24 protein-coding genes are annotated in these 22,227 nt (G+C 62.9%); 12 read left to right on the forward strand and 12 right to left on the reverse strand.

The features are described 5' to 3' along the window. Window positions 1-8 precede the first annotated feature (8 nt). The 3 genes from QY049_RS10550 to QY049_RS10560 all read left to right on the forward strand — a co-directional run bounded on the left by QY049_RS10550 (window position 9) and on the right by QY049_RS10560 (window position 1,368). On the forward strand, window positions 9-476 hold the full coding sequence (locus QY049_RS10550) for a MarR family winged helix-turn-helix transcriptional regulator (RefSeq protein ID WP_258765265.1): 468 nt from the start codon (window positions 9-11) through the stop codon (window positions 474-476). 80 nt (window positions 477-556) lie between these two features. Next, window positions 557-925, forward strand: a complete 369-nt coding sequence (locus QY049_RS10555) for a nuclear transport factor 2 family protein (protein ID WP_301269299.1) — start codon at window positions 557-559, stop codon at window positions 923-925. Between the two features lie 2 nt (window positions 926-927). Beyond that, on the forward strand, window positions 928-1,368 hold the full coding sequence (locus QY049_RS10560) for a hypothetical protein (RefSeq protein WP_194477721.1): 441 nt from the start codon (window positions 928-930) through the stop codon (window positions 1,366-1,368). On the opposite strand, the gene QY049_RS10565 is transcribed toward QY049_RS10560, so the two are convergent. Next, window positions 1,365-3,593 (reverse strand): ATP-binding protein, encoded by a 2,229-nt coding sequence (locus QY049_RS10565; RefSeq protein ID WP_194477720.1) that lies wholly within the window; start codon window positions 3,591-3,593, stop codon window positions 1,365-1,367. The two genes, QY049_RS10560 and QY049_RS10565, sit on opposite strands and share 4 nt — an antisense overlap. Before the next feature lie 242 nt (window positions 3,594-3,835). Here QY049_RS10565 and QY049_RS10570 point away from each other — a divergent pair, with 242 nt between their 5' ends. Further along, the gene (locus QY049_RS10570; RefSeq protein WP_194477719.1) at window positions 3,836-4,609 is read left to right on the forward strand and encodes a DUF2189 domain-containing protein; all 774 of its coding nucleotides are present in this window, start codon (window positions 3,836-3,838) and stop codon (window positions 4,607-4,609) included. Window positions 4,610-4,643: 34 nt separating this feature from the next. Here QY049_RS10570 and QY049_RS10575 read toward each other — a convergent pair whose 3' ends face one another. The 3 genes from QY049_RS10575 to QY049_RS10585 are packed head-to-tail and all read right to left on the reverse strand — an operon-like array spanning window position 4,644 to window position 5,930. Next, window positions 4,644-5,156: an SRPBCC family protein gene (locus QY049_RS10575; RefSeq protein WP_258765267.1), complete on the reverse strand. Its 513-nt coding sequence runs from the start codon at window positions 5,154-5,156 to the stop codon at window positions 4,644-4,646. Continuing rightward, entirely contained in the window at window positions 5,153-5,623 is a 471-nt protein-coding gene (locus QY049_RS10580) for an SRPBCC family protein (RefSeq protein WP_258765268.1), read from the reverse strand. Before QY049_RS10580 ends, QY049_RS10575 begins: the two co-directional genes overlap by 4 nt. Then, a complete protein-coding gene (locus QY049_RS10585) occupies window positions 5,616-5,930 on the reverse strand; it encodes a helix-turn-helix transcriptional regulator (RefSeq protein ID WP_097657644.1) in 315 nt (104 codons plus the stop codon). The genes QY049_RS10580 and QY049_RS10585 overlap by 8 nt, the downstream gene beginning before the upstream one ends. Window positions 5,931-6,132: 202 nt before the next feature. Between QY049_RS10585 and QY049_RS10590 the strand changes: the two genes are divergently transcribed. The 3 genes from QY049_RS10590 to QY049_RS10600 are packed head-to-tail and all read left to right on the forward strand — an operon-like array spanning window position 6,133 to window position 8,794. Beyond that, window positions 6,133-7,578, forward strand: coding sequence for an LVIVD repeat-containing protein (locus QY049_RS10590; protein WP_258765269.1), 1,446 nt, complete (start codon window positions 6,133-6,135; stop codon window positions 7,576-7,578). Between the two features lie 2 nt (window positions 7,579-7,580). After that, entirely contained in the window at window positions 7,581-8,126 is a 546-nt protein-coding gene (locus QY049_RS10595; RefSeq protein ID WP_258765270.1) for a hypothetical protein, read from the forward strand. 47 nt (window positions 8,127-8,173) lie between these two features. Next, on the forward strand, window positions 8,174-8,794 hold the full coding sequence (locus QY049_RS10600; protein WP_194477714.1) for a LysE family translocator: 621 nt from the start codon (window positions 8,174-8,176) through the stop codon (window positions 8,792-8,794). Between the two features lie 85 nt (window positions 8,795-8,879). On the opposite strand, the gene QY049_RS10605 is transcribed toward QY049_RS10600, so the two are convergent. After that, window positions 8,880-9,686 carry an N-formylglutamate amidohydrolase gene (locus tag QY049_RS10605; RefSeq protein WP_301269300.1) on the reverse strand — a complete coding sequence of 269 codons (807 nt, stop codon included), beginning with the start codon at window positions 9,684-9,686 and terminating at the stop codon, window positions 8,880-8,882. Between the two features lie 93 nt (window positions 9,687-9,779). On the opposite strand from QY049_RS10605, the gene QY049_RS10610 reads away from it, so the two are divergent. Both QY049_RS10610 and QY049_RS10615 read left to right on the forward strand, forming a co-directional pair. Then, window positions 9,780-10,694, forward strand: coding sequence for a transglutaminase family protein (locus QY049_RS10610; protein WP_258765271.1), 915 nt, complete (start codon window positions 9,780-9,782; stop codon window positions 10,692-10,694). A gap of 7 nt (window positions 10,695-10,701) precedes the next feature. Continuing rightward, the gene (locus tag QY049_RS10615; protein WP_258765272.1) at window positions 10,702-11,100 is read left to right on the forward strand and encodes a gamma-glutamylcyclotransferase; all 399 of its coding nucleotides are present in this window, start codon (window positions 10,702-10,704) and stop codon (window positions 11,098-11,100) included. A 32-nt stretch (window positions 11,101-11,132) separates the two neighbouring features. Here QY049_RS10615 and QY049_RS10620 read toward each other — a convergent pair whose 3' ends face one another. Next, window positions 11,133-11,696 carry a chlorite dismutase family protein gene (locus QY049_RS10620; RefSeq protein ID WP_258765273.1) on the reverse strand — a complete coding sequence of 188 codons (564 nt, stop codon included), beginning with the start codon at window positions 11,694-11,696 and terminating at the stop codon, window positions 11,133-11,135. A gap of 194 nt (window positions 11,697-11,890) precedes the next feature. On the opposite strand from QY049_RS10620, the gene dnaG reads away from it, so the two are divergent. Both dnaG and rpoD read left to right on the forward strand, forming a co-directional pair. Next, window positions 11,891-13,918, forward strand: a complete 2,028-nt coding sequence (gene dnaG, locus QY049_RS10625; RefSeq protein WP_258765274.1) for a DNA primase — start codon at window positions 11,891-11,893, stop codon at window positions 13,916-13,918. Between the two features lie 375 nt (window positions 13,919-14,293). Then, the gene (rpoD, locus tag QY049_RS10630; RefSeq protein WP_258765275.1) at window positions 14,294-16,444 is read left to right on the forward strand and encodes an RNA polymerase sigma factor RpoD; all 2,151 of its coding nucleotides are present in this window, start codon (window positions 14,294-14,296) and stop codon (window positions 16,442-16,444) included. 281 nt (window positions 16,445-16,725) lie between these two features. On the opposite strand, the gene QY049_RS10635 is transcribed toward rpoD, so the two are convergent. The 5 genes from QY049_RS10635 to QY049_RS10655 form a co-directional block, all read right to left on the reverse strand. Beyond that, a complete protein-coding gene (locus QY049_RS10635; protein ID WP_258765276.1) occupies window positions 16,726-17,097 on the reverse strand; it encodes a hypothetical protein in 372 nt (123 codons plus the stop codon). 1,525 nt (window positions 17,098-18,622) lie between these two features. Further along, window positions 18,623-18,835: a hypothetical protein gene (locus QY049_RS10645; protein ID WP_301269301.1), complete on the reverse strand. Its 213-nt coding sequence runs from the start codon at window positions 18,833-18,835 to the stop codon at window positions 18,623-18,625. A gap of 452 nt (window positions 18,836-19,287) precedes the next feature. Continuing rightward, window positions 19,288-19,425: a DUF3606 domain-containing protein gene (locus QY049_RS38970; RefSeq protein WP_367401182.1), complete on the reverse strand. Its 138-nt coding sequence runs from the start codon at window positions 19,423-19,425 to the stop codon at window positions 19,288-19,290. A gap of 287 nt (window positions 19,426-19,712) precedes the next feature. Then, window positions 19,713-20,084: a hypothetical protein gene (locus tag QY049_RS10650; protein ID WP_258765278.1), complete on the reverse strand. Its 372-nt coding sequence runs from the start codon at window positions 20,082-20,084 to the stop codon at window positions 19,713-19,715. 527 nt (window positions 20,085-20,611) lie between these two features. After that, window positions 20,612-20,806, reverse strand: coding sequence for a hypothetical protein (locus tag QY049_RS10655; protein ID WP_301269302.1), 195 nt, complete (start codon window positions 20,804-20,806; stop codon window positions 20,612-20,614). 186 nt (window positions 20,807-20,992) lie between these two features. Here QY049_RS10655 and QY049_RS10660 point away from each other — a divergent pair, with 186 nt between their 5' ends. Next, on the forward strand, window positions 20,993-21,238 hold the full coding sequence (locus QY049_RS10660; protein ID WP_258765279.1) for a hypothetical protein: 246 nt from the start codon (window positions 20,993-20,995) through the stop codon (window positions 21,236-21,238). A 392-nt stretch (window positions 21,239-21,630) separates the two neighbouring features. On the opposite strand, the gene QY049_RS10665 is transcribed toward QY049_RS10660, so the two are convergent. Further along, a partial coding sequence (locus tag QY049_RS10665) for a transposase (protein ID WP_301269303.1) occupies window positions 21,631-22,227 on the reverse strand: 597 nt, incomplete at its 5' end.

Consider the following 22,227-nt stretch of genomic DNA (forward strand, 5'->3'; position numbering starts at 1 on the left):
TGCTGACAATGTCGAAGACGTCTCAAGCCGCGGGGCTTCACCGCACCTCGTTAACGAAGCTGCACGATCTCGATGCGGCGCTGGAACTCATGTACTACGGCTGGCGCGGAATGACGCTCGAGGCCGACGACTATCTCGCCAGGCAGGGCCTGTCGCGCTCGCACCATCGCATCCTCTACGTGGTGGCGCGCCAGCCCGATATCGCGATCGGATCGTTGATCGAGGTTCTCGGCATTTCCAAGCAAGCGCTGAACCGGCCGCTCAACCAGTTGCTGGAGCGCAAGCTCGTGACGTCGCAGCGCTCGCCCGAGCAGCATCGCTCCAAGCTGTTGCGCCTGACGGCTGCAGGGCAGCGGATCGAGCAAACGGCATCGGGGCACGAGCGCAAGGTCATGCGCGAGGCGTTCGATCGCGTCGGGGCGCACGGCGCGGCGGCATGGATGGCCGTCATGGAGACGATCGCCGACAACAACTGACCGGCTCTCAAGTCAATAGTATTGACATGAGGTGCGTGTTTTGCCACTTTCCCGGCAACGAGCCGGGGGAGGGCTGCATCATGGGCGCGGGCAAAATGGATCGGGCAGCTGCCGAGCGCTTCGTCGCGGCGTGGCATGCGAACTGGTGCAAGGTCGACATCGACGCGGTCGTCGCGCATTTTGCCGGGGATGCGCAGATGCGCAGTCCTTTGGCGTCGTCGCTGACCGGCTCGCCAGTCGTCATGGGCGCCGAGAACATCCGCGCCTACTGGCGCGAAGCCTATGGTCATGTCGAAAGCGCCGACCTGAAGATCGTGGGCTGGAGCTGGGACGAGGAAATCACGCGTCTGACGGTGTGGTGGCAACTCGGCGATGTCAGGGCCAGCGAGTTCATGGATTTCGACGATGCGGGCCGGGTGGTGCGCAGCGAAGCCTTCTACGGAAAATGATCATGCACCTTTCGGATTTCGTCCTGCTCCTCAACGCGCTCTGGTTCGGCGGCGCCTTCATCCAGTTCAGCATCGCGCAAGCCAACACGCTGAAGATCCTGCTGCCGCGGGAAGAGCGCAGCAATCCGATCGCGCCGACCCTGGCGGCGAGCGTCGCCTTCCTGGGTGGGATGAACCTGCCGATCGGCCTGCTCTCGTTCTATCTGCTGGCTGCGCGTCCGTCGTTCTTCCAGCCGATCGAGGCGCAGCTTGCGCTGTTCCTGTTCTTCGCCGCGTGCCATTTCAGCCAGTTTGCCTATAACCTTCCGGTCTTGATGCGCGGTGGGCGCGTCGGTGTCGCTTACTGGCCCGTGCTGAAAGGTCCGATGCTCCGGATCTTCGTCATCGACGCGGCCTTGTTCGCGGCCAATCTCGGTGTGGCGCTGCTGCTCGTGTCTCGCTAGCGCAATGGTGCCGACAGTGCCGACCGCAGCATCGCGGCAAGGTCCTGTCGCTTGAACGGCTTTGTCAGAATGCGGGCGTCGACACCGTCGGGCGTCTTGACCGGATTTTGGCTGTAGCCGGAGGTGAGGAGCACCTTGAGATCGGGCCGCAGGGCGGTTGCTTGCCGCGCAAGTTCCGGTCCGAACATGCCGCCGGGCATCACGACGTCGGTGAACAGGAGCTGGATCTCCCCGGACTTGCGCAGGACGTCCAGCGCCGCGGGCCCGTTCGACGTCGCGATGACGCGGTAGCCGAGAGCCCGCAGCTCGCTCTCGACATAGGCGCGCACCATGTCGTCGTCCTCGACGACGAGAATGGTCCCGCTTCCGTCTGGAGCGACCACGGGCTCCGCGGGAGCGGGGTCCTCGGTCGGCACTGCCGCGATGCGCGGGAAGAACAGCTTGAACACGCTGCCTTTCCCCGCTTCGGATTGCAGCTGCACCAGACCGCCGGATTGCTGCGCGAAACCGTAGACCATGCTCAGCCCGAGGCCCGTACCCTTGCCGACCTCCTTGGTGGTGAAAAACGGCTCGAATGCGCGGCTGGCGACGTCCGCTGCCATGCCGCAGCCGGTATCGGTCACGGCCACCATGACGTAGTCACCGGGCTGCGGCTCGCCATTGACGTCGAGGTCGGATTGGCTCAGCGAAATATTGCGCACCTCGACCGTCAATTTGCCGCCGTCAGGCATCGCGTCGCGCGCGTTGAGCACGAGGTTGAGCAGGGCGGTTGCAAGCTGGCCGGGATCAACGCTGGTCAGCCACAGATCCGCTCCGAAGGCGAAGCTGCACTCGATGTGCTCACCGAGCGACCGGCGCAACAATTGCTCCATGCCGACGACCTTTTCGGCAATGTCGATCTCGCGCGGCCTCAAGGGTTGTTTGCGCGCGAAGGCGAGCAGGCTGCGCGTCAGGTCGGAGCCGCGCTCAGCGGCGGTCGCGATGTCGCCGGCGATTCCCTGCAATTCCTTGTTGCCCGCCAGCCTGTCGGCGAGATGCTCGGAGTTACCGAGAATGACGGTCAGCAGGTTGTTGAAGTCGTGCGCCACGCCGCCGGTGAGCTGGCCCATGGCTTCCATTTTCTGCGACTGGCTGAGCTTGTGGCTGAGGTCGGCGATGGCCTCGCGCTGTTGCTCCAGCGATTCAGCGGTGCCGTTGAGCAGCACCATCAATCCGCCGAGCTCGCCGCGCGGATGCGGCGGCGGAATGCGTGCGCTGAGATCGCCGAGCCCGAGCCGCTTCGCCATCGCGGCGAGCCGTCCGACCTGGCGCCCGACGCTCACGGTCGCCAGGATCCAGACGCCGGCGAGCAGCAGCAACGAGGCCACCGCGAGGATTGCCATGTCCTCGTAGAGCCGGCGGTTCGCGGCCGCCACCAGTCCGTCCTTGGACCGTCCGACCATGATATAGAGGCCGGCCTTGCGGATCGACGGCGAGCGGGCGACGGCCCAGACCTGGGTGCGGCCCTCGCGATCCGTCACCTCGCGCGACGATTCGCCATTGGGCGATGCTGCGAAGCGGAACAGTTCGGATCCCGCGATCGACGCGCCGACCGGATCGCTCCAGCCACCCGTCTTGGGGGCGACGAGGATGGTTCCCTTGCCGTCGAGCAGCAGGATCTCCTTCTGAGCGAGCAAACGCTTGTCGTGAAATTCGGCGAATTTGTTCAGGTTGAACGAGGCGAGCAGGATGAACTTGAGCGCGCCGGCATCCGAGCGCACGGGATAGGCGATCTGGAGCACTGATGTTCCGGTCAGGCGGCCGAACACCGGCTCGACCGCGACGATACCTTGCGAGACTTTCGCCTGCTTGAAATAGGCGCGATCGTTCAGATCGAGCGTTCGGTTGGTCCGCAGCGAGTCGCAGAACAGGCTGCCATCGGGATCGATGGTCAGGATGCCCGTGAACTGCGGATACTCCTCGCGCACGTCCGAGAGAAACGCCGAACATGCCGCCTTGTCGCGCGTGTCGAGGTCGCGGGCGCGGGCGAGGCCGTAGTGAAGCTGCGCGGTGCCTTGAATCTTCTCGTCGAGATCGGCGGCAATGTCGTCGGCCGATGCAGCCAGGTTGGCCAGGGCCGCGTTGATCTCGCTGGTGCGGTTTTGCATGAACCGCAAGCCGACGAGGCTCGCCGGCACCAGCATGGCCGCGATCACGAGGATCAGTAACCGGGTACGCAGGCTCATCGGTCGGGCGGGTCCGCTCTTCGCGCGTGTTTGTTCGGAGGTACAATTTGCGGCACGATCCTCTGCCCAGTCCATAGACATCGGAGCGAAATCGCACGGAAGGCCAAAGATTATGTCACGCGCGCATTGCGGCATCGCTACAATCATGCCGCCGACCGGCGTCAAGTTGCGCGTACGCGCGGCGGCGCTAGTATTGCGGTCCGCGTGCGACGAAAGATCGCGCCGATGTACGGAGGGAGTTGATGTCCATCTCGGGCAAGGTCGATCCTGTGGTGCGTCCCGTTGCGACGACCGACATCGCCGAAGCGTTGGTCGAGGGCCTGCGCGATTTCCAGGCGCTTCCGCTTTACGGGCTCTGCTTCGGTGCGCTCTACGCCGCCGGCGGCATCACCATCATGCTCTGTCTCACCGCCTTTGGCGTGATCTATCTCGTCTATCCCTTGGCCGCAGGCTTCGCCCTGATCGGACCGTTCGTGGCGATCGGCCTCTATGAGGTGAGCCGTCGCCGCGAGCGCGGCGAGCCGGTGTCCTTTGGCGCAATCTGGTCGGCGATACGCTCTCGCAGCGAGATCGGCTGGATGGCGTTCGTCACGTTGTTCGTATTCGTGATCTGGATGTACCAGGTGCGGCTCTTGATCGCGCTGTTGCTCGGCCTGCACGCCTCGTTCTCGAGCCTGCAGGAATTCATGACGGTGGTGTTGACGACGAACGAGGGCCTGCTGTTCCTCGCGATCGGCAACGCGGTCGGTGCGGCGCTGTCGCTGATCCTGTTTTCGCTGACGGTGGTGTCGTTTCCGCTGCTGCTCGACCGCGAGGTCGATTTCGTCACGGCCATGGTGACGAGCGTGCGCGCAGTGGTGACGAGCCCGCTGCCGATGATCGGCTGGGCCGCCGTCATCGTGATGCTGCTGATCGTGTCGGCGCTGCCGTATTTCCTCGGTCTGGTGGTGACGCTGCCGGTGCTCGGGCACGCGACCTGGCATCTTTATCGGCGGCTGGTGGTGCCGGTGCCGTAGTGTCGTCCCGGCGAAGGCCCTGGTTTCGGCTGGCCTACGGCGTCTTGATCCCCATCGCCTTCAATGCATCCAGCATCCGCCGTGGCGGGCCCATCTTGACGATCAGTGGCTTGCCGATTTCGAGCAGGCTCTTGAGGCTCGACAGGATCGCGGGCCAGCCGGAGCGACCGCCGGACAGGATGTCGTCACTGAGCGGGCGGTCGTGGCCTTCGCTCATGGTGAGCCGGACTGCGTCGCCGGCCTGCTCGATCTCGTAGGTGACGAGGGTCGGCCCCAGCTTCTCGATCAACTCGGGCCAGTTGACGTTGAACGTCACCGCAAGCTTGCGCGGCGGATCGTAGGCGAGCACCTCGCCGCTGATATGCAGCGCGCCGTCAGGCGTGCGCACGATGAAGGCGCCACCGAGCCGCGGTTCGACCTCGACGGCGTTGCCGAAGAAGTATTGCTTGCTGAACTCGGCCGAGGTCAGCGCCTGCCACACCATCTCCGGCGTGGAGGCAATGTAGATGGTGTAGACCGTCAGCGGCTTGAACTGGTCGAGATTCATTTTGCCTCGAACCCCTTGTTGAGCGCGGCGCGCGGGATGCCGAGCAGCTTACCGGTCTCCAGCAGGCTCTTGAGCTGGGACAGGATGGCCGGCCAGCCGTTCGAGACGGCGCCGAGATATTTGCCGCCTTCGACGAAGCCGTCATGCAATACGGTCAAACGCACGAGCGAGCCGAATGGTTCGATGGTGAAGACGACGCGCGAGACCGGCTCGCCGCGCAGTTCCTCGTATTTCAGGTGCTTGAAGCTGTAGGACAGGCGCCGCGGCGGATCGGCCTCCAGAATTTCGCCGGAGTCGGTGATCTCGCCGTCGAGTGTGAGTGCGAAGGGCGAGCCGATCGTCCAGTCGGAACGGACCTCGGCGCCGAACCAGTATTGCCTGGTGAAGTCGCTCGACGTCAGCGCCTGCCACAGCTTTTCCGGCGTGGTCTCGATATAGGTGACATAGACGAATTGCGGCTTACTCATCACGCTTCTCCAACTGGCGTTTCAATTCGCCGAGTGCGGCGAGCTTGCCGCGCTCGAATTTCCTGATCCAGCGCTCGCCGATCTGATGGATCGGCACCGGGTTGAGATAGTGCAGCTTCTCGCGACCATGCTTGATGGTCGTGACCAGATTGGCCTCTTCCAGGATGACCAGATGCTTCGTCACCGCCTGGCGCGTCATCGCGAGGCCCTCGCAAAGCTCGTTCAGCGTCTGGCCGTTCCTGGCGTGAAGCCGGTCCAGCAGCGACCGTCGCGAGGCATCGGCGAGCGCTTTGAAGACCTCATCCATGGCGACGATAATAGGCAACTAAATGGTTGCATGTCAAGCGTGACGTCATTTCTGGGCACGAGAAGCGCGAAGGATTTCGTGATTCCGGATGACGGCTGCGCGGTTTCCGGAATGACGTGCAAGCGAAGGTGTCTTTGGCGCGTGCAAATGGCTGTGCTAGCTTCGAACATCAGCCAACGCAGATTGGTTCCGGGAGGCCTTGATGTTCCGTTGCGTCCTGACTGCTGCCGCCCTCGTCCTTTTCGCCGGCAGCACCGTCGTCCACGCCCAGAAGCAGACCATCGGCGCGCCGCCCGAGGCGTCGAACATGAAGCTGGTCGGCTTCAACGATCTCCAGGCGCGCAGCGCTTACCAACCGACCATCCATCACCAGGGCGACCGCTGGATCGCCTATATCGGCCACCACGGCGGCACCGACGACGTACCCGATCCCGTCAATCCGATGACGGGCCAGGCGGAGCCGAACGGGACCTCGATCGTCGACGTCACCGACCCCGCGCATCCCAGATATCTCAGCCATTTGCCGGGGCAGGAAGGCAAGTACGAATCCGGCGGCGCGCAGATGGTGCGTGTCTGCGACGGCAAGAGCTTGCCGAAGGGCGATCCCAACGCGGTCTACATGCTGCGCACCTTCGGCAGCCAGGCGCACGAGATCTGGAATGTCGCCGATCCGGCAAACCCCACGTTGATCACGCGCATCGGTGGCTTGAAGGACACGCACAAGAGCTGGTGGGAATGCGACACCGGCATCGCCTATCTCGTTTCCGGCGCGCCGGACTGGCGCACGCGGCGCATGACGCAGATCTACGATCTCTCCGATCCCGCGCATCCGCAGAAAATCCGCGACTTCGGCCTTCCCGGCCAGGAGCCCGGCTCGACCGGCGCGGTGCCGACCGAACTGCATGGGCCGATCTCGACCGGACCGAATGGCAACCGCGTCTATTTCGGCTACGGCACCAACAAGGGCGGCATCCTGCAGATCGTCGATCGCGAGAAGCTGCTGACAGGTCCGAAGGAGCCGACGCCGGACAATCTGCGCTTTCCCGAGATCTCGCGGATGCCGATGTCCGCGTTCAACGGCGCCCACACGACGTTTCCGATGCTCGACATGCCCATCGCCGAATTCGCCCAGGACAAGGACGGCAAGACCCGTGACATCGTCATGATCGTCGACGAGGCGATCTTGAACGAATGCGGCGAGGCGCGGCAGATGGTGTGGTTTGCCGACGTCACCACCGAGACGCGGCCGATGATGATCTCGAGCTACACGGTGCCGGAGGCGAGCGGGCAGTTCTGCCAACGCGGCGGCCGCTTCGGCTCGCATTCCTCGAACGAGAGCATGGCGCCGGTCTACTACAAGAAGATGGCCTTCATCGCCTTCTTCAATGCCGGCGTGCGCGCGCTCGACATCCGCGACCCCTATCACCCCAGGGAAGTCGGCTATTTCATTCCGGCGATCACGCCGGCGACCGACAAGCGCTGCATTCCGGTCGAAGGCGGCGAGCGCTGCAAGGTCGCGATCCAGACCAACAATGTCGAGACCGACGAGCGGGGCTACATCTACATCGTCGACCGCGCCAACACAGGCCTGCACATTCTCGAACTGACCGGGCCGGCCCGCGCGGTCGCCGGCCTGCCGAAGAACTGACGATGCGGCGGGTGGCGGCGATCGCGGGCGTGCTGGCCGCGCTCGGCGCGTCCGGCGTCAGCGCGTATCAGCTCGCGCCGTCGCCGGCGCCGACATCGGCACATTGGCGCGAACTTGCCTGGCCGTTCCCGCGCGACGGCTGGCCTGCAGGTCGCGCGTTCCGCTGCGAGGGCGGCGGCTGCGACGGCGCCGAGCTCTATGTCCGCGCCAAGCGCGGCTTCTGCAATTGCGACAGCGGCGTCGCCGATGACGACGAGGTCGATCGCGTCGCCGATATCGATCTGATCACCCCGCGCTTTGCGGCGACCGCGCCGGGCGAGGCGGTGCATGTCGGCCAGATGCACGGCCGCGCGCGGCATTATGATCTCGACATGCCGGACGGATCACGCAAGGCCGCAATAGGCGTCGCGGTGTCTCGTCGATGCGATTTGTTCGTTGCTGCGGCGCAGGGGCAGGCTGAGGCAAGCGCGGTCCAGCGCGCAGCGCTCGTGTTCCTCGAGACGCCGGAAATGGAGACATGGGTGACCGCAGCGCTGGACGGACGCTGAGTGCCATGCATTAATATCCGCAAACATCTTCAGCGCGAGTCCCCCCCATGATCTCCATGCAAGCCTATCTTGCCTTCGTCGCCGCCTGCATTGCGCTCGCACTGCTGCCGGGGCCGATCGTCACCCTCGTGATCGCCAACGGCCTGCGCCACGGCACGCGCGCGGCGCTGACCAACATTCTCGGCGTGCAGATGGGGCTGCTGATCGTGATCGGCATTCTTGCCGTCGGCCTCACCACGCTGATGGCGACGATGGGCTATTGGTTCAACTGGGTGCGCTTTGCGGGCGCGGCCTATCTGGTCTGGCTGGGCATCAAGCTGATCCGCTCTCCGGTCGAGGGCGTCTCCGCCGATGCGCCACCGCCTCCCCCGCGTGGTGGCTTTCTCCTGCAGGGCTTCGTGGTGGCGTTGTCGAACCCGAAGCTGCTGGTCTTCTTCGGCGCGTTCATTCCGCAATTCATGGACATGAGCAAGGATCATTTGTCGCAGGTCCTGGTGCTCGGGATAACCTTCATGGTGCTTGCCGGCCTGACCGACGGAATCTACGCGCTGCTCGCCGGTCAGGTCCGCGGCTTTTTCTCGGCGCGCCGCACCCGCCTGGTGTCGCGCGTCTCCGGCGGCTTCATGATCGGTGGCGGCATCTGGCTGGCCCTGATCCGAGCCAAATGAGCAAGATCCAGGCGAGGCGGCCGCAGGCGCCGGGCAAGGTCGTCACCTCGCTCGCCGCCCTCGCGCTGTTCGTCGCGAGCCGGGGCTAACCCACCAGCAGCTGCGGCTTCAGCTCGACTTCGATCTCCGCAAAGATCCGCGCCAGTCGCTCCGCCCATTGCTGCTGGCCGGATTGATCCGCGATCAGATCCTGGCGGATCTCGATGCCGGTGTTGACGAGACCTTTCGCCTCGCCGTGCACGGGAATGGTGTAGTCGCTGAGATCGCTCACCGCATAGGGCTCGTTGTCGCCGACGACGAGATCGCCTTCGGCGCGCAGATGCCTGAGAAGGAGCTTCGGCAGCACGGTGTCGCGATTGTACAGCGCGCCGATGTGCCAGGGCCGCGAGACGCCGGCGTAGACGGGCGTGAAGCTGTGCAGCGACACCAGCACCGTCGGCCGCTTGTCGTGCAGCCGGCCGTCGATCACCGCGTCGATGCGATGATGATACGGCTCGAAGATCTCGCGCCGCCGCGCCGCGCGCTCGCCTTCCGTGAGTCCTTCGTTGCGCGGAATCGCGGTCGCCTCCGACATCACGGGGATCGAGCTCGCGACACCGGGCGGGCGGTTGCAGTCGATCACGAGCCGCGAATATCGTTGTGCGATGAGATGGGCGTCCAGCATCTGCGCCATTCGCTCGGCGACGCCGGCGATGCCGATGTCCCAGCCGATGTGCCTGGCAAGCTCGCTCTCGGGAATACCGAGATCGCCGAGCGCGCGCGGCAGAATGCGGCCGTAATGGTCCGATGTGAGCAGGAAGGGCGATGCCCCGTCCGCATTCACCTCATGCACTGGCGGAATATCGCCTTCGCCGAGGAGTTGATCCGTCGCCTCGGCTGTGTTGAAAGCCATCCTGATTGCCTATGGAAAAAGCAGTCGCCCCGGAAATTGGGCAAACAAATCGCCGTCTATCGGTCTGCCCAACATCACCATGATCTCCCGACGATGCCGCTGCTGACGATTCATCACAAGACCGAATATCGCTACATCAGACCCGTGGCCTTCGGCGAACACAGGTTCATGCTGCGCCCCAGCGACGGGCATGATCTGCGCGTGCTCGATTACAGGCTCGGGATTTCGCCCGAGCCGAAGTCGCTGCGCTGGATCCACGACGTAACAGGCAATTCGGTCGCGATCGCCGATTTCGATGCGCGCGCGGACAGGCTCGTGTTCGACTGGCATGTCACGGTCGAGCACAATCCGGTCGACGACTTCGCGCTGACGCCCGACGATCCCGCCTATTTCTATCCCTTCGCCTATGACGATGCGGAATTGCCCGATCTCGTCCAGTACATCACGCCGCAATACCCTGACGCCGAGGGCAGGATCGCCGCATGGGTGCGCGGCTTCGTTGACGAAAATGCGCCGCTGCCAACGTTCGCAATCCTCAGCCGCATCACGCACGCGATCCGCCAGCAGTTCAGATACCGCAGGCGCCACGAGCCGGGCACGCAGAGCCCGTGCGATACCTTGCGATGGGGCACCGGCACCTGCCGCGACTACGCGCTGTTCATGATCGAGGCGCTGCGCCGTCTCGGCATCGCCGCGCGCTTCGTCTCCGGCTACATCTTCGTGCCCGAGGACATCGCCCGGCACCATGTCGGCGGCGGCTCGACCCATGCCTGGGTGCAGGTGTACTTGCCGAGCGCGGGCTGGATCGAGTTCGATCCGACCAACGGCATCGTCGGCACTCGCGATCTCATCCGCGTCGCGGTCGCCCGCGACCCGCGCCAGGCGATCCCGCTGCACGGCATCTATATCGGCACCCAGGACGCGTTCGACGTCATGGACGTGAGTGTCAAGGTGGTCTCGGCCGCGGAGCGCGGCAGCTCTGTCACTCCGCATCATTGCCGGCTATAGAGCCCCCATGACCTCCGATCGTCTCTTCGTCTACGGCACCCTGATGCGCGGCTTCGACCATCCGATGGCGCGGCTATTGGCGCAGCATGCGGATTTTATGGGCGAGGCGAGCTGCCGTGGCCGGCTCGTGCTGGTGAAGCATTATCCGGGCTTGCTGTTGTCCGAGGTGTCATCGGACGTCGTGCACGGCGAGCTCTTCCGCTTGCGCGCAGGCGACGAACTGCTCCGCGAGCTCGACATGTACGAAGCCTGCGGCGAGGGCTTTCCGGAGCCGACCGAATACCTGCGCCAGTTGATCGATGTGACGAGTTCAGATGGCGCAACCGCGCCGGCGTGGACCTATGTCTACAACTGGCCAGTCATCGATCTGCCGCACATCGCCTCCGGCCGCTTCCTGGAGCACTGACAGCGGGCGAGGGAGCGCACCGTCGTTGCGGCTCAGGCCGACAGCACTTCCTTCACCACGCGCACGTCCACCTCGCGCTCGACATAGCTCCATTCCTCCGTTTGCCTGAGCATGTCGACGAGCTCCTCGAACAGCGAGGCGTGCGCGGGCGCGAACTCGAACCAGGTCAGGAAATCGAAGGGCTCGCCGAGGTCGCGGCAGTGATAGAGCTGGCGCGCGATGGCAGGCAGGAAACGAAGGCTGCCCGCGATGTGGTGCGACTTGTCTTCAAAGATCTTGCGCCGCTCCTCCTGGGTCAGGTCCCACCAGGCCTGCGATTTGCGGATCGGGATCAGCGCCGCGCTGGTCGCCTCCGGCCGGCCGAGGCCGGCCTGCACCGCGACGAGCTGCTGCTTCTCGGGCCGCTCGGTGTAGCGCAGGCTGCTCGGCACGCCGACGAGACGCCACGCATTGCGCGAGGGCACCAGCGGCAGCGCGACGGCGTCGCCGTCGGTCACCGACAGCGCCGGCATGAAGGGCAGGGGCTCGCCCGTCACTGATGATATCGAGGTCACGCGCCAGCCCCCGCTCTGGCCGCCCCGAAAGGTCCTGAACATGGCCTATCGAAGCGTGGAACCCGGCCGGGTTCAAGCTTTTCCCGCCGTTCCGGGCTTGCCCTGCGGACGCCCCGGAATGACGGAGGGGGCTGTGAACAGCGCGCATAATCCCGACAAACCTGACTTCTGGGCCCGCCGCACCTATATCCCTGTTCCTTCGCCCGACTCACTCTGGTTCGCGCTACACAGAGCCCATGCGCTTCACGCCCCAATTCCTCGACGAGCTGCGTGCCCGGCTTTCGGTCTCCGAAGTCGTTGGCAAGCGCGTCAAGCTGAAGAAGGCGGGGCGGGAGTGGAAGGGGCTGTCGCCGTTCCAGCAGGAGAAGACGCCGTCCTTCTACGTCAACGACCAGAAGGGTTTTTACCACGACTTCTCCTCCGGCAAGCACGGCGACATCATCACCTTCGTGATGGAGACCGACGGCCTGCCGTTTGCAGAAGCGGTCGAGCGGCTCGCCGGCATGGCGGGCCTGCCGCTGCCGGCGGTGACGCCGGATGCGGCGCGGCACGAGCAGCGCCGCCGCACGCTGCACGACGTGATGGAGCTCGCGGCCAACTTTTTCGCCGAGACGCTGGCCTCGCGCATTGGCGCCAAGGCGCGCGGCTATCTTGCCGACCGCGCGATCTCGCCGGCGACGCAAGTGCAGTTCCGCCTCGGCTATGCGCCGCCGCCGCCCGAGCGCTTCGCGCTGAAGGAGCATCTCGGCAAGCTCGGCATCTCCGTCGAGGACATGATCGAGACCGGCCTCCTGATCGGCGGCGACGACATCCCCGTGCCCTACGATCGTTTCCGCGATCGCGTGATGTTTCCGATCACCGATTTGCGCGGCCGAGTCATCGCCTTCGGCGGACGCGCGCTGGAGAAGGACGTTCCGGCAAAGTACCTGAACTCGCCGGAGACGCCGCTCTTCCACAAGGGCGACAATCTCTACAACCACCAGACCGCGCGCAAGGCCACCCATGACGGCAGCGCGCTGATCGTGGTCGAAGGCTATGTCGACGTCATCGCGATGGTCACCGCCGGATTCCCCGGCGCCGTCGCGCCGCTCGGCACCGCGCTCACGGAAAACCAGCTTGCGCTGCTGTGGAAGATGGCGGACGAGCCGATCCTCTGCTTCGACGGCGACCGCGCCGGGCAGAAGGCAGCGTATCGCGCCGCCGATCTCGCGTTGCCGTTCCTTAGCCCCGGCAAGAGCCTGCGCTTTGCGCTGCTGCCGGAGGGACAGGACCCCGACGATCTCGCGCGCTCCGGCGGTCGCGGCGCGATCGAGGAGGTGATCGCGGCGGCGCGCCCGCTCGCCGACATGATCTGGTCGCGCGAGCTCGAAGGCGGCAATTTCGCCACGCCCGAGCGCCGCGCCGCGCTGGAAGCGCGCATCAAGGAGTTGTCGAACGGCATCCGCGACGAGGTGGTGCGGCGCTATTATCGCGACGATTTCGTCGAGCGGCTGCAGCGCACCTTCTCCCCCGACGGCGGCCGCGGCGGCAGGGGCAATTTCCGCCAAGGTCAAGGAGGCGGCGGCCGTCCGTTCCAGCCGCGCGGCGGGCAGCCGAATCGATTCGGTGGCCAGGGATTCGGGCAAGGGTTCGGGGGAGGCCGTCGCGGCGGTCTGCCGGGTCCGACCCTGCTGCCCTCAGGCCCCTACCAGGCGGCGAGCCCCCAGCTGGCGGCGAGCCCGATCATGCGCGGACAGCGGAGCGCGATCTCCCGCCGCGAGGCCCTGATCCTGCAGTGCCTGATCAACCACCCCTGGCTGCTGCACGACCACCTCGAGGAAGTCGCCGCCCTGGAGCTCGCCCATCCCGAGGCCCACAAGCTCCGGGCCGCCATCATTGCCGCTTTCGCCAACGACCATCATCACTCCCCGGACCCCGAGGAGCAGGCGGAGAAGATGCGCAGCGATCTCGAGAAGAGCGGATTTTCTCAAGTCCTTCAAAGGGTTGAAGGCGGCATCACCACGGCGGCGGTGTGGGGCGCCCGCGAGGGCGCGGCGCGCGACGACGTTCTTGCCACATGGCATCAGCTCGTTGCCTTGCATCGGCAATGGCATTCACTACTTAGAGAGCTGAAAGACGCCGAGCTGGCCTTGGGGGAGGACTCCAGCGAGGCCAATTTGGCGTGGCTGCGTGACGTCAAGGCTCGGATAGGAGAAGTCGACGGTACCGAGGCCCTGATTGAGGGTTTCGGCGAGCTGTCGGGCCGGTTCCAGAAGAGCGTGTGATGAAAGAATCATGCGGACGGCCGTGCCAGGCAACGCTAAAAGACTCGCCAAATCCAAGGTTTGGCGGCAAAAACAGGGTTAATCGAGGCTTAACGGTCTTGTAGCACTTTGGCCCCGCGGCCGCAGGCAGAACAGACGCGTCAGGAATGAATCCGCGCAACAGCTGTTGGCACTTCACCTGCATCCGCCGCGACAAAGAGGCTCACGAAGCGTTATGCAAATCCGGCGAGAGAAAGGTCGGGGTGGCGAGATGTGTGCGCGCCGCCCTTTCCGTGTCGAGATCTGACGAAGCGAGAGCGTCGAGCAACAGGTTCAGGTGATTTCACGCGAGGAGGCGGGTCGGCCTTCCGCATGAAACGCGTTTAGGAGCAATGGATGGCCACCAAGGCAAAGACGCTGCAGGCGAAGGACAAGGAAAAAGACGACAAGGCTGCGGACGCTCCGGAGAAGGATTCCCAGGACGCGCCGTCTCCCTTGCTCGACCTGTCCGATGCGGCAGTGAAGAAGATGATCAAGCAGGCCAAGAAGCGCGGCTTCGTGACCTTCGATCAGCTCAATGAAGTCTTGCCGTCCGACCAGACCTCCCCGGAGCAGATCGAGGACATCATGTCCATGCTCTCGGACATGGGCATCAACGTCACCGAAGCCGAAGACAGCGAAGGCGAGGAAGACAAGGACGAGGGCGGCGAGGACGAGACCGACAATGAGCTCGTCGAGGTCACGCAGAAGGCCGTCACCGAGGTCAAGAAGAGCGAGCCGGGCGAGCGCACCGACGATCCCGTGCGCATGTATCTGCGCGAGATGGGCACGGTCGAGCTGCTCTCCCGCGAAGGCGAAATCGCGATTGCCAAGCGCATCGAGGCCGGCCGCGAGGCGATGATCGCGGGCCTCTGCGAAAGCCCGCTGACCTTCCAGGCCATCATCATCTGGCGCGACGAGCTCAACGAAGGAAAGATCTTCCTTCGCGACATCATCGATCTCGAAGCGACCTATGCGGGTCCCGACGCCAAGGCCGGCATGAACAACGCGATGATCGCAGGTCCGGGCGGCGAGAACGGTGAAGCGCCGGCCGAGGGCCAGGCCGCTGCCGGTGCGCCCGCGCATGTTGCGCCGCCCGCCGCTCCCCCGTCGCCGACCCCGTTCCGCGCCGCGCAGCCCGCCCCCGGCGGCCAGGCCGGCGAGGACAAGGATCCGGGCGAGGTTGCTGCCGAAGCCGACATGGACGAGGACGACGAGTTCGAGAACCAGATGTCGCTCGCGGCCATCGAGGCCGAGCTCAAGCCGAAGGTCGTCGAGATCTTCGACAAGATCGCCGAAAGCTACAAGAAGCTGCGCAAGCTTCAGGAGCAGGACATCCAGAACCAGCTCGAGAGCACCTCGCACGGTCCCTCGCTGTCGCCGCACCAGGAGCGCAAGTACCGCAAGCTCAAGGACGAGATCATCGTCGAGGTGAAGTCGCTGCGCCTCAACCAGGCGCGTATCGACAGCCTCGTCGAGCAACTCTACGACATCAACAAGCGCCTCGTCTCGCACGAGGGCCGCCTGATGCGCCTCGCCGACAGCCACGGCGTCGCCCGCGAAGACTTTTTGCGCAACTACACCGGTTCTGAACTGGACCCGCGCTGGCTCAACCGCGTCTCGAAACTTTCGGCCAAGGGCTGGAAGAACTTCGTCCATCACGAGAAGGACCGCATCAAGGACCTCCGTCACGAGGTGCATCAGCTCGCTGCGCTGACCGGCCTCGAGATCGTCGAGTTCCGCAAGATCGTGCATTCCGTGCAGAAGGGCGAGCGCGAGGCACGCCAGGCCAAGAAGGAGATGGTGGAAGCCAACCTCCGTCTCGTGATCTCGATCGCCAAGAAATACACCAACCGCGGCCTGCAATTCCTCGACCTGATCCAGGAAGGCAATATCGGCCTGATGAAGGCGGTCGATAAGTTCGAATACCGCCGCGGCTACAAGTTCTCGACCTACGCGACGTGGTGGATCCGGCAGGCGATCACCCGCTCGATCGCCGACCAGGCCCGCACCATCCGCATCCCCGTGCACATGATCGAGACGATCAACAAGATCGTGCGCACGAGCCGCCAGATGCTCAACGAGATCGGCCGCGAGCCGACCCCGGAAGAGCTCGCCGAAAAGCTCGGCATGCCCCTGGAGAAGGTCCGCAAGGTCCTGAAGATTGCGAAAGAGCCGCTCTCGCTGGAGACCCCCGTCGGTGACGAAGAGGATTCGCACCTCGGCGATTTCATCGAGGACAAGAACGCGATCCTCCCGATCGACGCCGCGATCCAGTCGAACCTGCGCGAAACCACCACGCGCGTGCTCGCCTCGCTCACCCCGCGCGAAGAGCGAGTCCTGCGCATGCGCTTCGGCATCGGCATGAACACCGACCACACGCTGGAAGAAGTCGGCCAGCAGTTCAGCGTGACCCGCGAACGTATTCGTCAGATCGAAGCCAAGGCGCTGCGCAAGCTGAAGCATCCGTCACGGTCGCGGAAGCTGCGGAGCTTCTTGGATAACTAGATCAGGATCGTCATGCCCGGGCTCGACCCGGGCATCCATCCAAACGAGAACGGCGGGCGGAAAGCCCGCCGTTTTTGTTTTGACCGCTGCTCTCGCCCCGTCATTGCGAGAAGCTTGCGACAAAATTGCGAAGCAATTTTGCGCTGAAGCGACGAAGCAATCCAGGCTGCGGCTTGTACTCACCAGGCGATTTCCCGGCCCGTGTCCGCTTCTATTCCAACAGCAACAAAAGAGCGGACGGTGCCCGACTTCCGAGATGGGCTATCAGGCGACATCACAGTCTATCTTTTCAAGTGCGAAAAGCTGGTGCAAACAACCTCGTAACAAGGGCCGTCATCGAAGCAAATCATTAAGTGCCGAATATTCTCTTTCTGCGATCTGTCGGCAATTTGAGACCACAATTCAGTACGCCCTAAATCCAGGAGCTTGCCGTAAGCTGACCGGATCATCTCTGCAGTTAGAGAGGTGAGATAGGTGCACTTGAATAGCTCGGTCCCCTCAAAAGAAAGATCATGATATTCGACCACATCAACATCATCTCTCAGCACCACTAAGGAAATGGCCAAGCGCGTGATACGCTTCGGCAACTGCTCAATCCTTGCAGATTCAACCTGAGTGGGAGGGACCGGGACCTCCCAAAGCGTTGCTGTCATGAAGCTAGCCTCTGCGAATTGCCTCGTCCGATCCCTGTTCAGCTTGCATGCAGTCCTCGATGACTGCAATGGGCCAACAGCGCCGTTTTGATCAGCGGTGGGGAGCTTCCGCTCTACCCCCGACCCCGGACATCTCGCCGCAACGTCCTAACGGAAGCGAAGGGCCAGAATCGGAAGTCAGCTCTTGAGAGCCTGCCAACTGAAGCGGCCCTACTCGTCCCATATCAGCTTGTGGCACTCTTGGCACCGATAGACGTAAGTCACGGTACCTTTGGCCGTGTTAGGGAGCGTTAGGTAAAGACGTGGAACCCCATCGCAGAGGGGACAATGGCTGGGTGGTTCTCGCAATTGCTGCTGTATCGGAGCCATGGCCCACTCCCTTTTGAAGGCGGGAGCGCGCGTCTCTCCCAGCCACCGACGCCTTGGCAACCTCGGCCAGTGATGCGGATGTAACCGGGATAATGCTGGTTGGTTCGAATGTAAAAACGCCGCCCGCTTAAGTGAAACGCAGGCGGCGGCTTACCAGCCCCGGGAGGGAGAGAGTAAAATCCCGATACAGTTTAGTCTTCGTGTGGCGTGCTGAAGTTCATCAGAGGGCAAGAACTCCGCCCGAACTCAAGAAGGCGGCTGCAGTCCCGGCGAGCTCAACCAGCTGTTGATCTCTGCGGCAATATCGATCTGCCTGGCTTTTCGCAAAAGCTCCGTTCGCCGAACGCCAAACGGCATTCCCTTGGCCTGTAAGCGCAAACTGTTCGCCTCTTGCGCTAGGCGATATTCGAATGTCGATGAGTTTGCCGGGGATCGTTGAACTGCCATGCTTATGCTCCGCTGCGAGGTTGAGCGGGAGCGCAACTTGCGTTCACACCACCGATAGATGCTAAGGGCCGCTCGGTGGTGGCGGGACAGTGCGCCTTCGTCCGCAGTTTAGCCAGCGCTTTATTTCGGTTCCTGACATAAACCATTCGCGACGTGCTGAGCTCTTGTCGCTGCCACTTGATCTCTGAGCATTTGGCTGATCGCACGTTGAACTGCGCTGATGGCCTCCGCCCGATCGAACGCGATTCCTGTTCTGGGAGACCGACCATTTCGCTCAAACGACCATTTCCAGCCTGATGGATTGATCGTCTGGACGACCGTGTATTCAATACCCTGGTGTTCCATGCGCCCTCACAGCTCTGTTTCAAACCAACCCGTGAAGGGCGACCTCTGAATTGAAGCGCAGGTGGACCCGACGCGCTTATGCGGCGGGCGAAAGCTCAGCAACCACGACAAATATTCTTGAGCTTTGCGGCGCTCCGCGCTTCTTCCGCAACGAATGGGTCCTTGTATCTGGACGACGAGTCGATCCCGGTTTCGCCAGGTTTTCTGACCTTTGGCGGAAACGCCGCATCGTAGCAGGAGAGGCGAGCGCTGATACTCTCGATCGCGCGACAATTGGGGTCTGCGGGAGCGGCTGATGGCGTAGATGCGCCGAGTGCCGATGCCAGTAAAAGCGCCGCCGTCCATGTACCTGCTTGAGCTATTTTCACTGAATATCCTGTCTCGGTTTACTTTTGCTGGCCCAGGACGGCTTCTCGCCAGTCCAGGCTGGCAGGGCATCCCATTCGGACCAACGCATCCGGCGCTCTTCGCCTCCGACCCTCACGAAAACAAAGGGCGCATCATCCCGGCCCGTTTTCGAACCAACGAAAATTGCTGGAACCCCGTAGGCATCCCTGATGATAGCTGTGTTCGCCATTTCCGGCTCCTCCCGCCTGGCCTGAAGGCCTTCAAACGCGCCTGTCTGCGTTTCGACGCATCGTGATTGGACGAACTTGCCGCTACAAAACGGCCGCCATCGCAATCAGAAGTGCAAGGAAGACGGGAACGAGCAACGGTGGCACGAGCCACTCACGAATATTGAATTTGTCGGCATCCGGCATCTGACCGCCTTTTTCAGGTTAAGGCGGGAGCGCTTAGCTCTCAGTCACCGATAACAGCCACGTAGCGCGCGGTGATGCGCAACGGTGTAGCAGTGTTCTCGCCAACAAGCGAGATCAATCTTAGCGATCGGCATCCGATTGCCTGCTGCGAACGCATTACGCGAGTTTGTCAGTCCAGACCTTGAAGCTGACGAGTGTGTTGGGTCCGAACGTGGTCGTCTCTGGCCGGTCGCTGTTAGGCCGGTGTCATGCGAGAGCGACCCAAGGTCTACTTCAGACTGGCGGCTTCTTTGATGATGGCCGAGATTGAGCTGCCCGACTCGCGGACGACGCTTCTAAGCTGCTCATCCGATAGCTTGAGGCGCCGGCGCAGGATCTTGACCTGCGCTCTATTGGCGAGATTCAGCGACCGGCTTTTGCCTGTTCATATGTTTCTCTTGCGATTGAGCAAGGACTGGCGCGACCAGGCGGGCGTTACACCGCTCCGGCCGCGAGCGGGACTGTCCCGCTGCTCACGAAGATTCTGTCTCCGTCAAACCAACATTCGCTTCGAAGCGACGTTCCGCCCCTTTTAGTTATATCGAACGAGAAAGAGCATCTGGCGTAACCATTACGCTCTTCCGGATCGTCGCCCATTTTCTACCGAACAGCTATGTCTACGCGCAGCCTCGGTGCGCATTGCGGGTACGCTCGTCAACTCTTTGTCGCTGGGCTTGCGAGTTCAGTTTCGATCCCGGTGGCACAAGCCTTTGCGATCGAGTAATCCATGCTTGTGGATGCCACATTCTTCACGAATTCGCTGACGACGTTCTCTTTGGAGTAAGCGCTTGCCGCCTTGAATTTGGCGAGGGCGCCGTCCGCGGCTGTGAACTGAGCGACGCAAAGCGGCACCAGAACGGACATCCGGCCGCTGGTCTCCGCCGTGATGCGGATGATCCTGGCGTTCTCCCCCGTGACCCAACCGCCCCACATAAATCCAATCGCCATGGTCGTCACCGCGCCGAACGCGATTCCTTGAAGAAAGCGGGTCCGTGCCTCGCCTTGCAAGATTGCAGGAAATTTCATGAAGGTCGCCATTCTTGAGCGCGCGCGGAGACGCACCTTCGACGCTGACGCGCGAGATCAACACAATGTTATGATTGCGCCTTCCGATGGCACGTGAGCTGCTGCTACGACGATGGCGGCGACTTCGGAAGTCGCAACTTAATGGGCAGCTTCGAGGTGAGCATTTTTGCTGACCTGTACACGAACGCTATATGGGTAGCTCGAGGGTGTAAAGGGCGCTCTGTTCTGCGCCATCCTGACGAACCTTTCTCCGCAGCGTGCAATTCGCGAAGAATAGTCATGGCCGCTTGTCGCTCATTCGCGGGAGCAATATCACGGTATTGGCACCTGACATTTCGAGCACTGAAAGCTGCAGGTCTCCGGATTGATGCAGGCAAAGCCGAACGGCACATGATCGGCGCGCGTAGCGGTGTTCCCCCTTACATAGGCGTAGCCATCTGCCTGTGAGAGCTGCGCCACGTCCAGCCTCCCACAACATGGACACTCAAGATCTACAGTCCATTTGTCGCGCAGGGTCTCGCGCGTGGTCATTCGCGGCCTTTTGGCACGGAACCCCGCGCCCCCAGCTCATCGGCCTGGCCAGAGTCTATGAAATTCTGGGCCTGCGCCTTGGTGGCGAATGTGATGAGTCCATTGCCGACTACTCCACCCTCGAGGAGTTCGGCCACTGCATATTTACCTCCAATGGAGGGGCAAGTCGTCCAGCCGATGCGGTTTTTCATTCGTGGAGTATGCGCCGCGGTCGGTCAACATACCAGCCCGAACCTTCCCGCGAACAAGCTACTCATCGTCCAAGGTTGAGGAATACTTGGAAGTCGGGTAGCTTGGCATCATCACCGATCCGATCTGGGCATTTCCGGTGACAAGAGAGACGCTATAGCGCTCCCGCCTTATCCGGGAGCAATTGCATGCGTAGGTACTTTTTCGATCAGCGCGAAGGTGACGAGATGATCCCCGACGAACAGGGGATGGATCTCGTTTCGATTGAGGCTATGCAGCACGAAGCAACTTTGGCGCTGGCACACTTGGCCAAAGATGAAGTTCGCCTCTGTACAATCGATGCTCCTGCACGCCGTCTTGCAATCAACGTGCGCGACGAAGATGGACCGGTCTCACGGGCGACGTTCACCTTTGAGATCAGACGTTTTCAATGAGGCCAGATACGCGTCTCGCTCGAGGCGGAACGTCGTTGAGAGCAGCAGAACAGTGTGGTGACCACCGCGGGCAGATGAGCGATTGGCGTAAGAATCATCAATCTGTCTAAGGCTCGCCAGCTGACCGCCCGCCAAGCTTCCATGGTGACTTGTGCCGTCTCGCACGCTGGCGCGAAATAGGACATGGGACGTTCAAGTCCGCTTCGGGTCTTGGTCGCGTGAAAACGCTTCAGTGCGGGGTGACACGGCCGTGAACGGTCCCTGTGAGGGCCAACTGGCGCCAAAGTGGCATATTTTCCGCCAAGGTGCCGGAAGCCGGCCCATTGGCTTCGCCTTGGTCACTGTGATTGATCGATAAAGGTTGGCGGCACGCGCACGACAGCGCTCCTGCCTCATGCCTGCATCGCCGCGATCAGCGCACCGACACCCATGATGTTCATTGCGCGCGTGAGATTGTAGGCGAGCACGTGCAGCGCCATCTCAGTGGCGACCTTCGGCAAGCGCTTCGTCAGGAAGTGCGTCGCGCCCATGCGCATCTTCAGTGTGCCGAACGGATGCTCGACCGTCTCGCGACGGCGACGCATCGCCTGAGGATCGGCGTCGAGCCGCCTCTGGGCATCCTCCATGACGTGTTCATGTTCCCAACGGGAGATGACACGGTTCTTGGCCGTGGTGCAGCGCGCCTTAAGCGGGCAGCTTCCACAAGCTTTCGTGGCGTAGCGCCGAATGGTGCGTTCGCCATCCACTGTTGTAAGCCAATACGCCAGCAACTGGCCCGCCGGGCAGCGATATACATCCTGCTTGGCCAGGTATGCGAAGTCGTGCTTGCCGAACTTGCCCTTCGCCTCCATGCCCGTCGTGTTCGGTTTCGGCAGCGTCACAGCGATATCGGCATCGGCGCAGGCTTTGATCTCCTCGCCTGTGTAGTAGCCGCGATCGGCCACGGCCTCGAGCTTGTCGACGCCGAGCACGGCCTTGGCCTGTTTACC

This window comes from Bradyrhizobium sp. WYCCWR 13022 (assembly GCF_030435535.1).
Taxonomy (GTDB): domain Bacteria; phylum Pseudomonadota; class Alphaproteobacteria; order Rhizobiales; family Xanthobacteraceae; genus Bradyrhizobium.

Bases quoted from the DNA above. Each gene is read 5' to 3' on its own strand.
- QY049_RS10550 (WP_258765265.1), top strand. From the start codon at position 9: ATGTCGAAGACGTCTCAAGCCGCGGGGCTTCACCGCACCTCGTTAACG.
- QY049_RS10555 (WP_301269299.1), top strand. From the start codon at position 557: ATGGGCGCGGGCAAAATGGATCGGGCAGCTGCCGAGCGCTTCGTCGCG.
- QY049_RS10560 (WP_194477721.1), top strand. From the start codon at position 928: ATGCACCTTTCGGATTTCGTCCTGCTCCTCAACGCGCTCTGGTTCGGC.
- QY049_RS10565 (WP_194477720.1), bottom strand. From the start codon at position 3,593: ATGAGCCTGCGTACCCGGTTACTGATCCTCGTGATCGCGGCCATGCTG.
- QY049_RS10570 (WP_194477719.1), top strand. From the start codon at position 3,836: ATGTCCATCTCGGGCAAGGTCGATCCTGTGGTGCGTCCCGTTGCGACG.
- QY049_RS10575 (WP_258765267.1), bottom strand. From the start codon at position 5,156: ATGAATCTCGACCAGTTCAAGCCGCTGACGGTCTACACCATCTACATT.
- QY049_RS10580 (WP_258765268.1), bottom strand. From the start codon at position 5,623: ATGAGTAAGCCGCAATTCGTCTATGTCACCTATATCGAGACCACGCCG.
- QY049_RS10585 (WP_097657644.1), bottom strand. From the start codon at position 5,930: ATGGATGAGGTCTTCAAAGCGCTCGCCGATGCCTCGCGACGGTCGCTG.
- QY049_RS10590 (WP_258765269.1), top strand. From the start codon at position 6,133: ATGTTCCGTTGCGTCCTGACTGCTGCCGCCCTCGTCCTTTTCGCCGGC.
- QY049_RS10595 (WP_258765270.1), top strand. From the start codon at position 7,581: ATGCGGCGGGTGGCGGCGATCGCGGGCGTGCTGGCCGCGCTCGGCGCG.
- QY049_RS10600 (WP_194477714.1), top strand. From the start codon at position 8,174: ATGATCTCCATGCAAGCCTATCTTGCCTTCGTCGCCGCCTGCATTGCG.
- QY049_RS10605 (WP_301269300.1), bottom strand. From the start codon at position 9,686: ATGGCTTTCAACACAGCCGAGGCGACGGATCAACTCCTCGGCGAAGGC.
- QY049_RS10610 (WP_258765271.1), top strand. From the start codon at position 9,780: ATGCCGCTGCTGACGATTCATCACAAGACCGAATATCGCTACATCAGA.
- QY049_RS10615 (WP_258765272.1), top strand. From the start codon at position 10,702: ATGACCTCCGATCGTCTCTTCGTCTACGGCACCCTGATGCGCGGCTTC.
- QY049_RS10620 (WP_258765273.1), bottom strand. From the start codon at position 11,696: ATGTTCAGGACCTTTCGGGGCGGCCAGAGCGGGGGCTGGCGCGTGACC.
- dnaG (WP_258765274.1), top strand. From the start codon at position 11,891: ATGCGCTTCACGCCCCAATTCCTCGACGAGCTGCGTGCCCGGCTTTCG.
- rpoD (WP_258765275.1), top strand. From the start codon at position 14,294: ATGGCCACCAAGGCAAAGACGCTGCAGGCGAAGGACAAGGAAAAAGAC.
- QY049_RS10635 (WP_258765276.1), bottom strand. From the start codon at position 17,097: ATGACAGCAACGCTTTGGGAGGTCCCGGTCCCTCCCACTCAGGTTGAA.
- QY049_RS10645 (WP_301269301.1), bottom strand. From the start codon at position 18,835: ATGGCGAACACAGCTATCATCAGGGATGCCTACGGGGTTCCAGCAATT.
- QY049_RS10650 (WP_258765278.1), bottom strand. From the start codon at position 20,084: ATGAAATTTCCTGCAATCTTGCAAGGCGAGGCACGGACCCGCTTTCTT.
- QY049_RS10655 (WP_301269302.1), bottom strand. From the start codon at position 20,806: ATGAAAAACCGCATCGGCTGGACGACTTGCCCCTCCATTGGAGGTAAA.
- QY049_RS10660 (WP_258765279.1), top strand. From the start codon at position 20,993: ATGCGTAGGTACTTTTTCGATCAGCGCGAAGGTGACGAGATGATCCCC.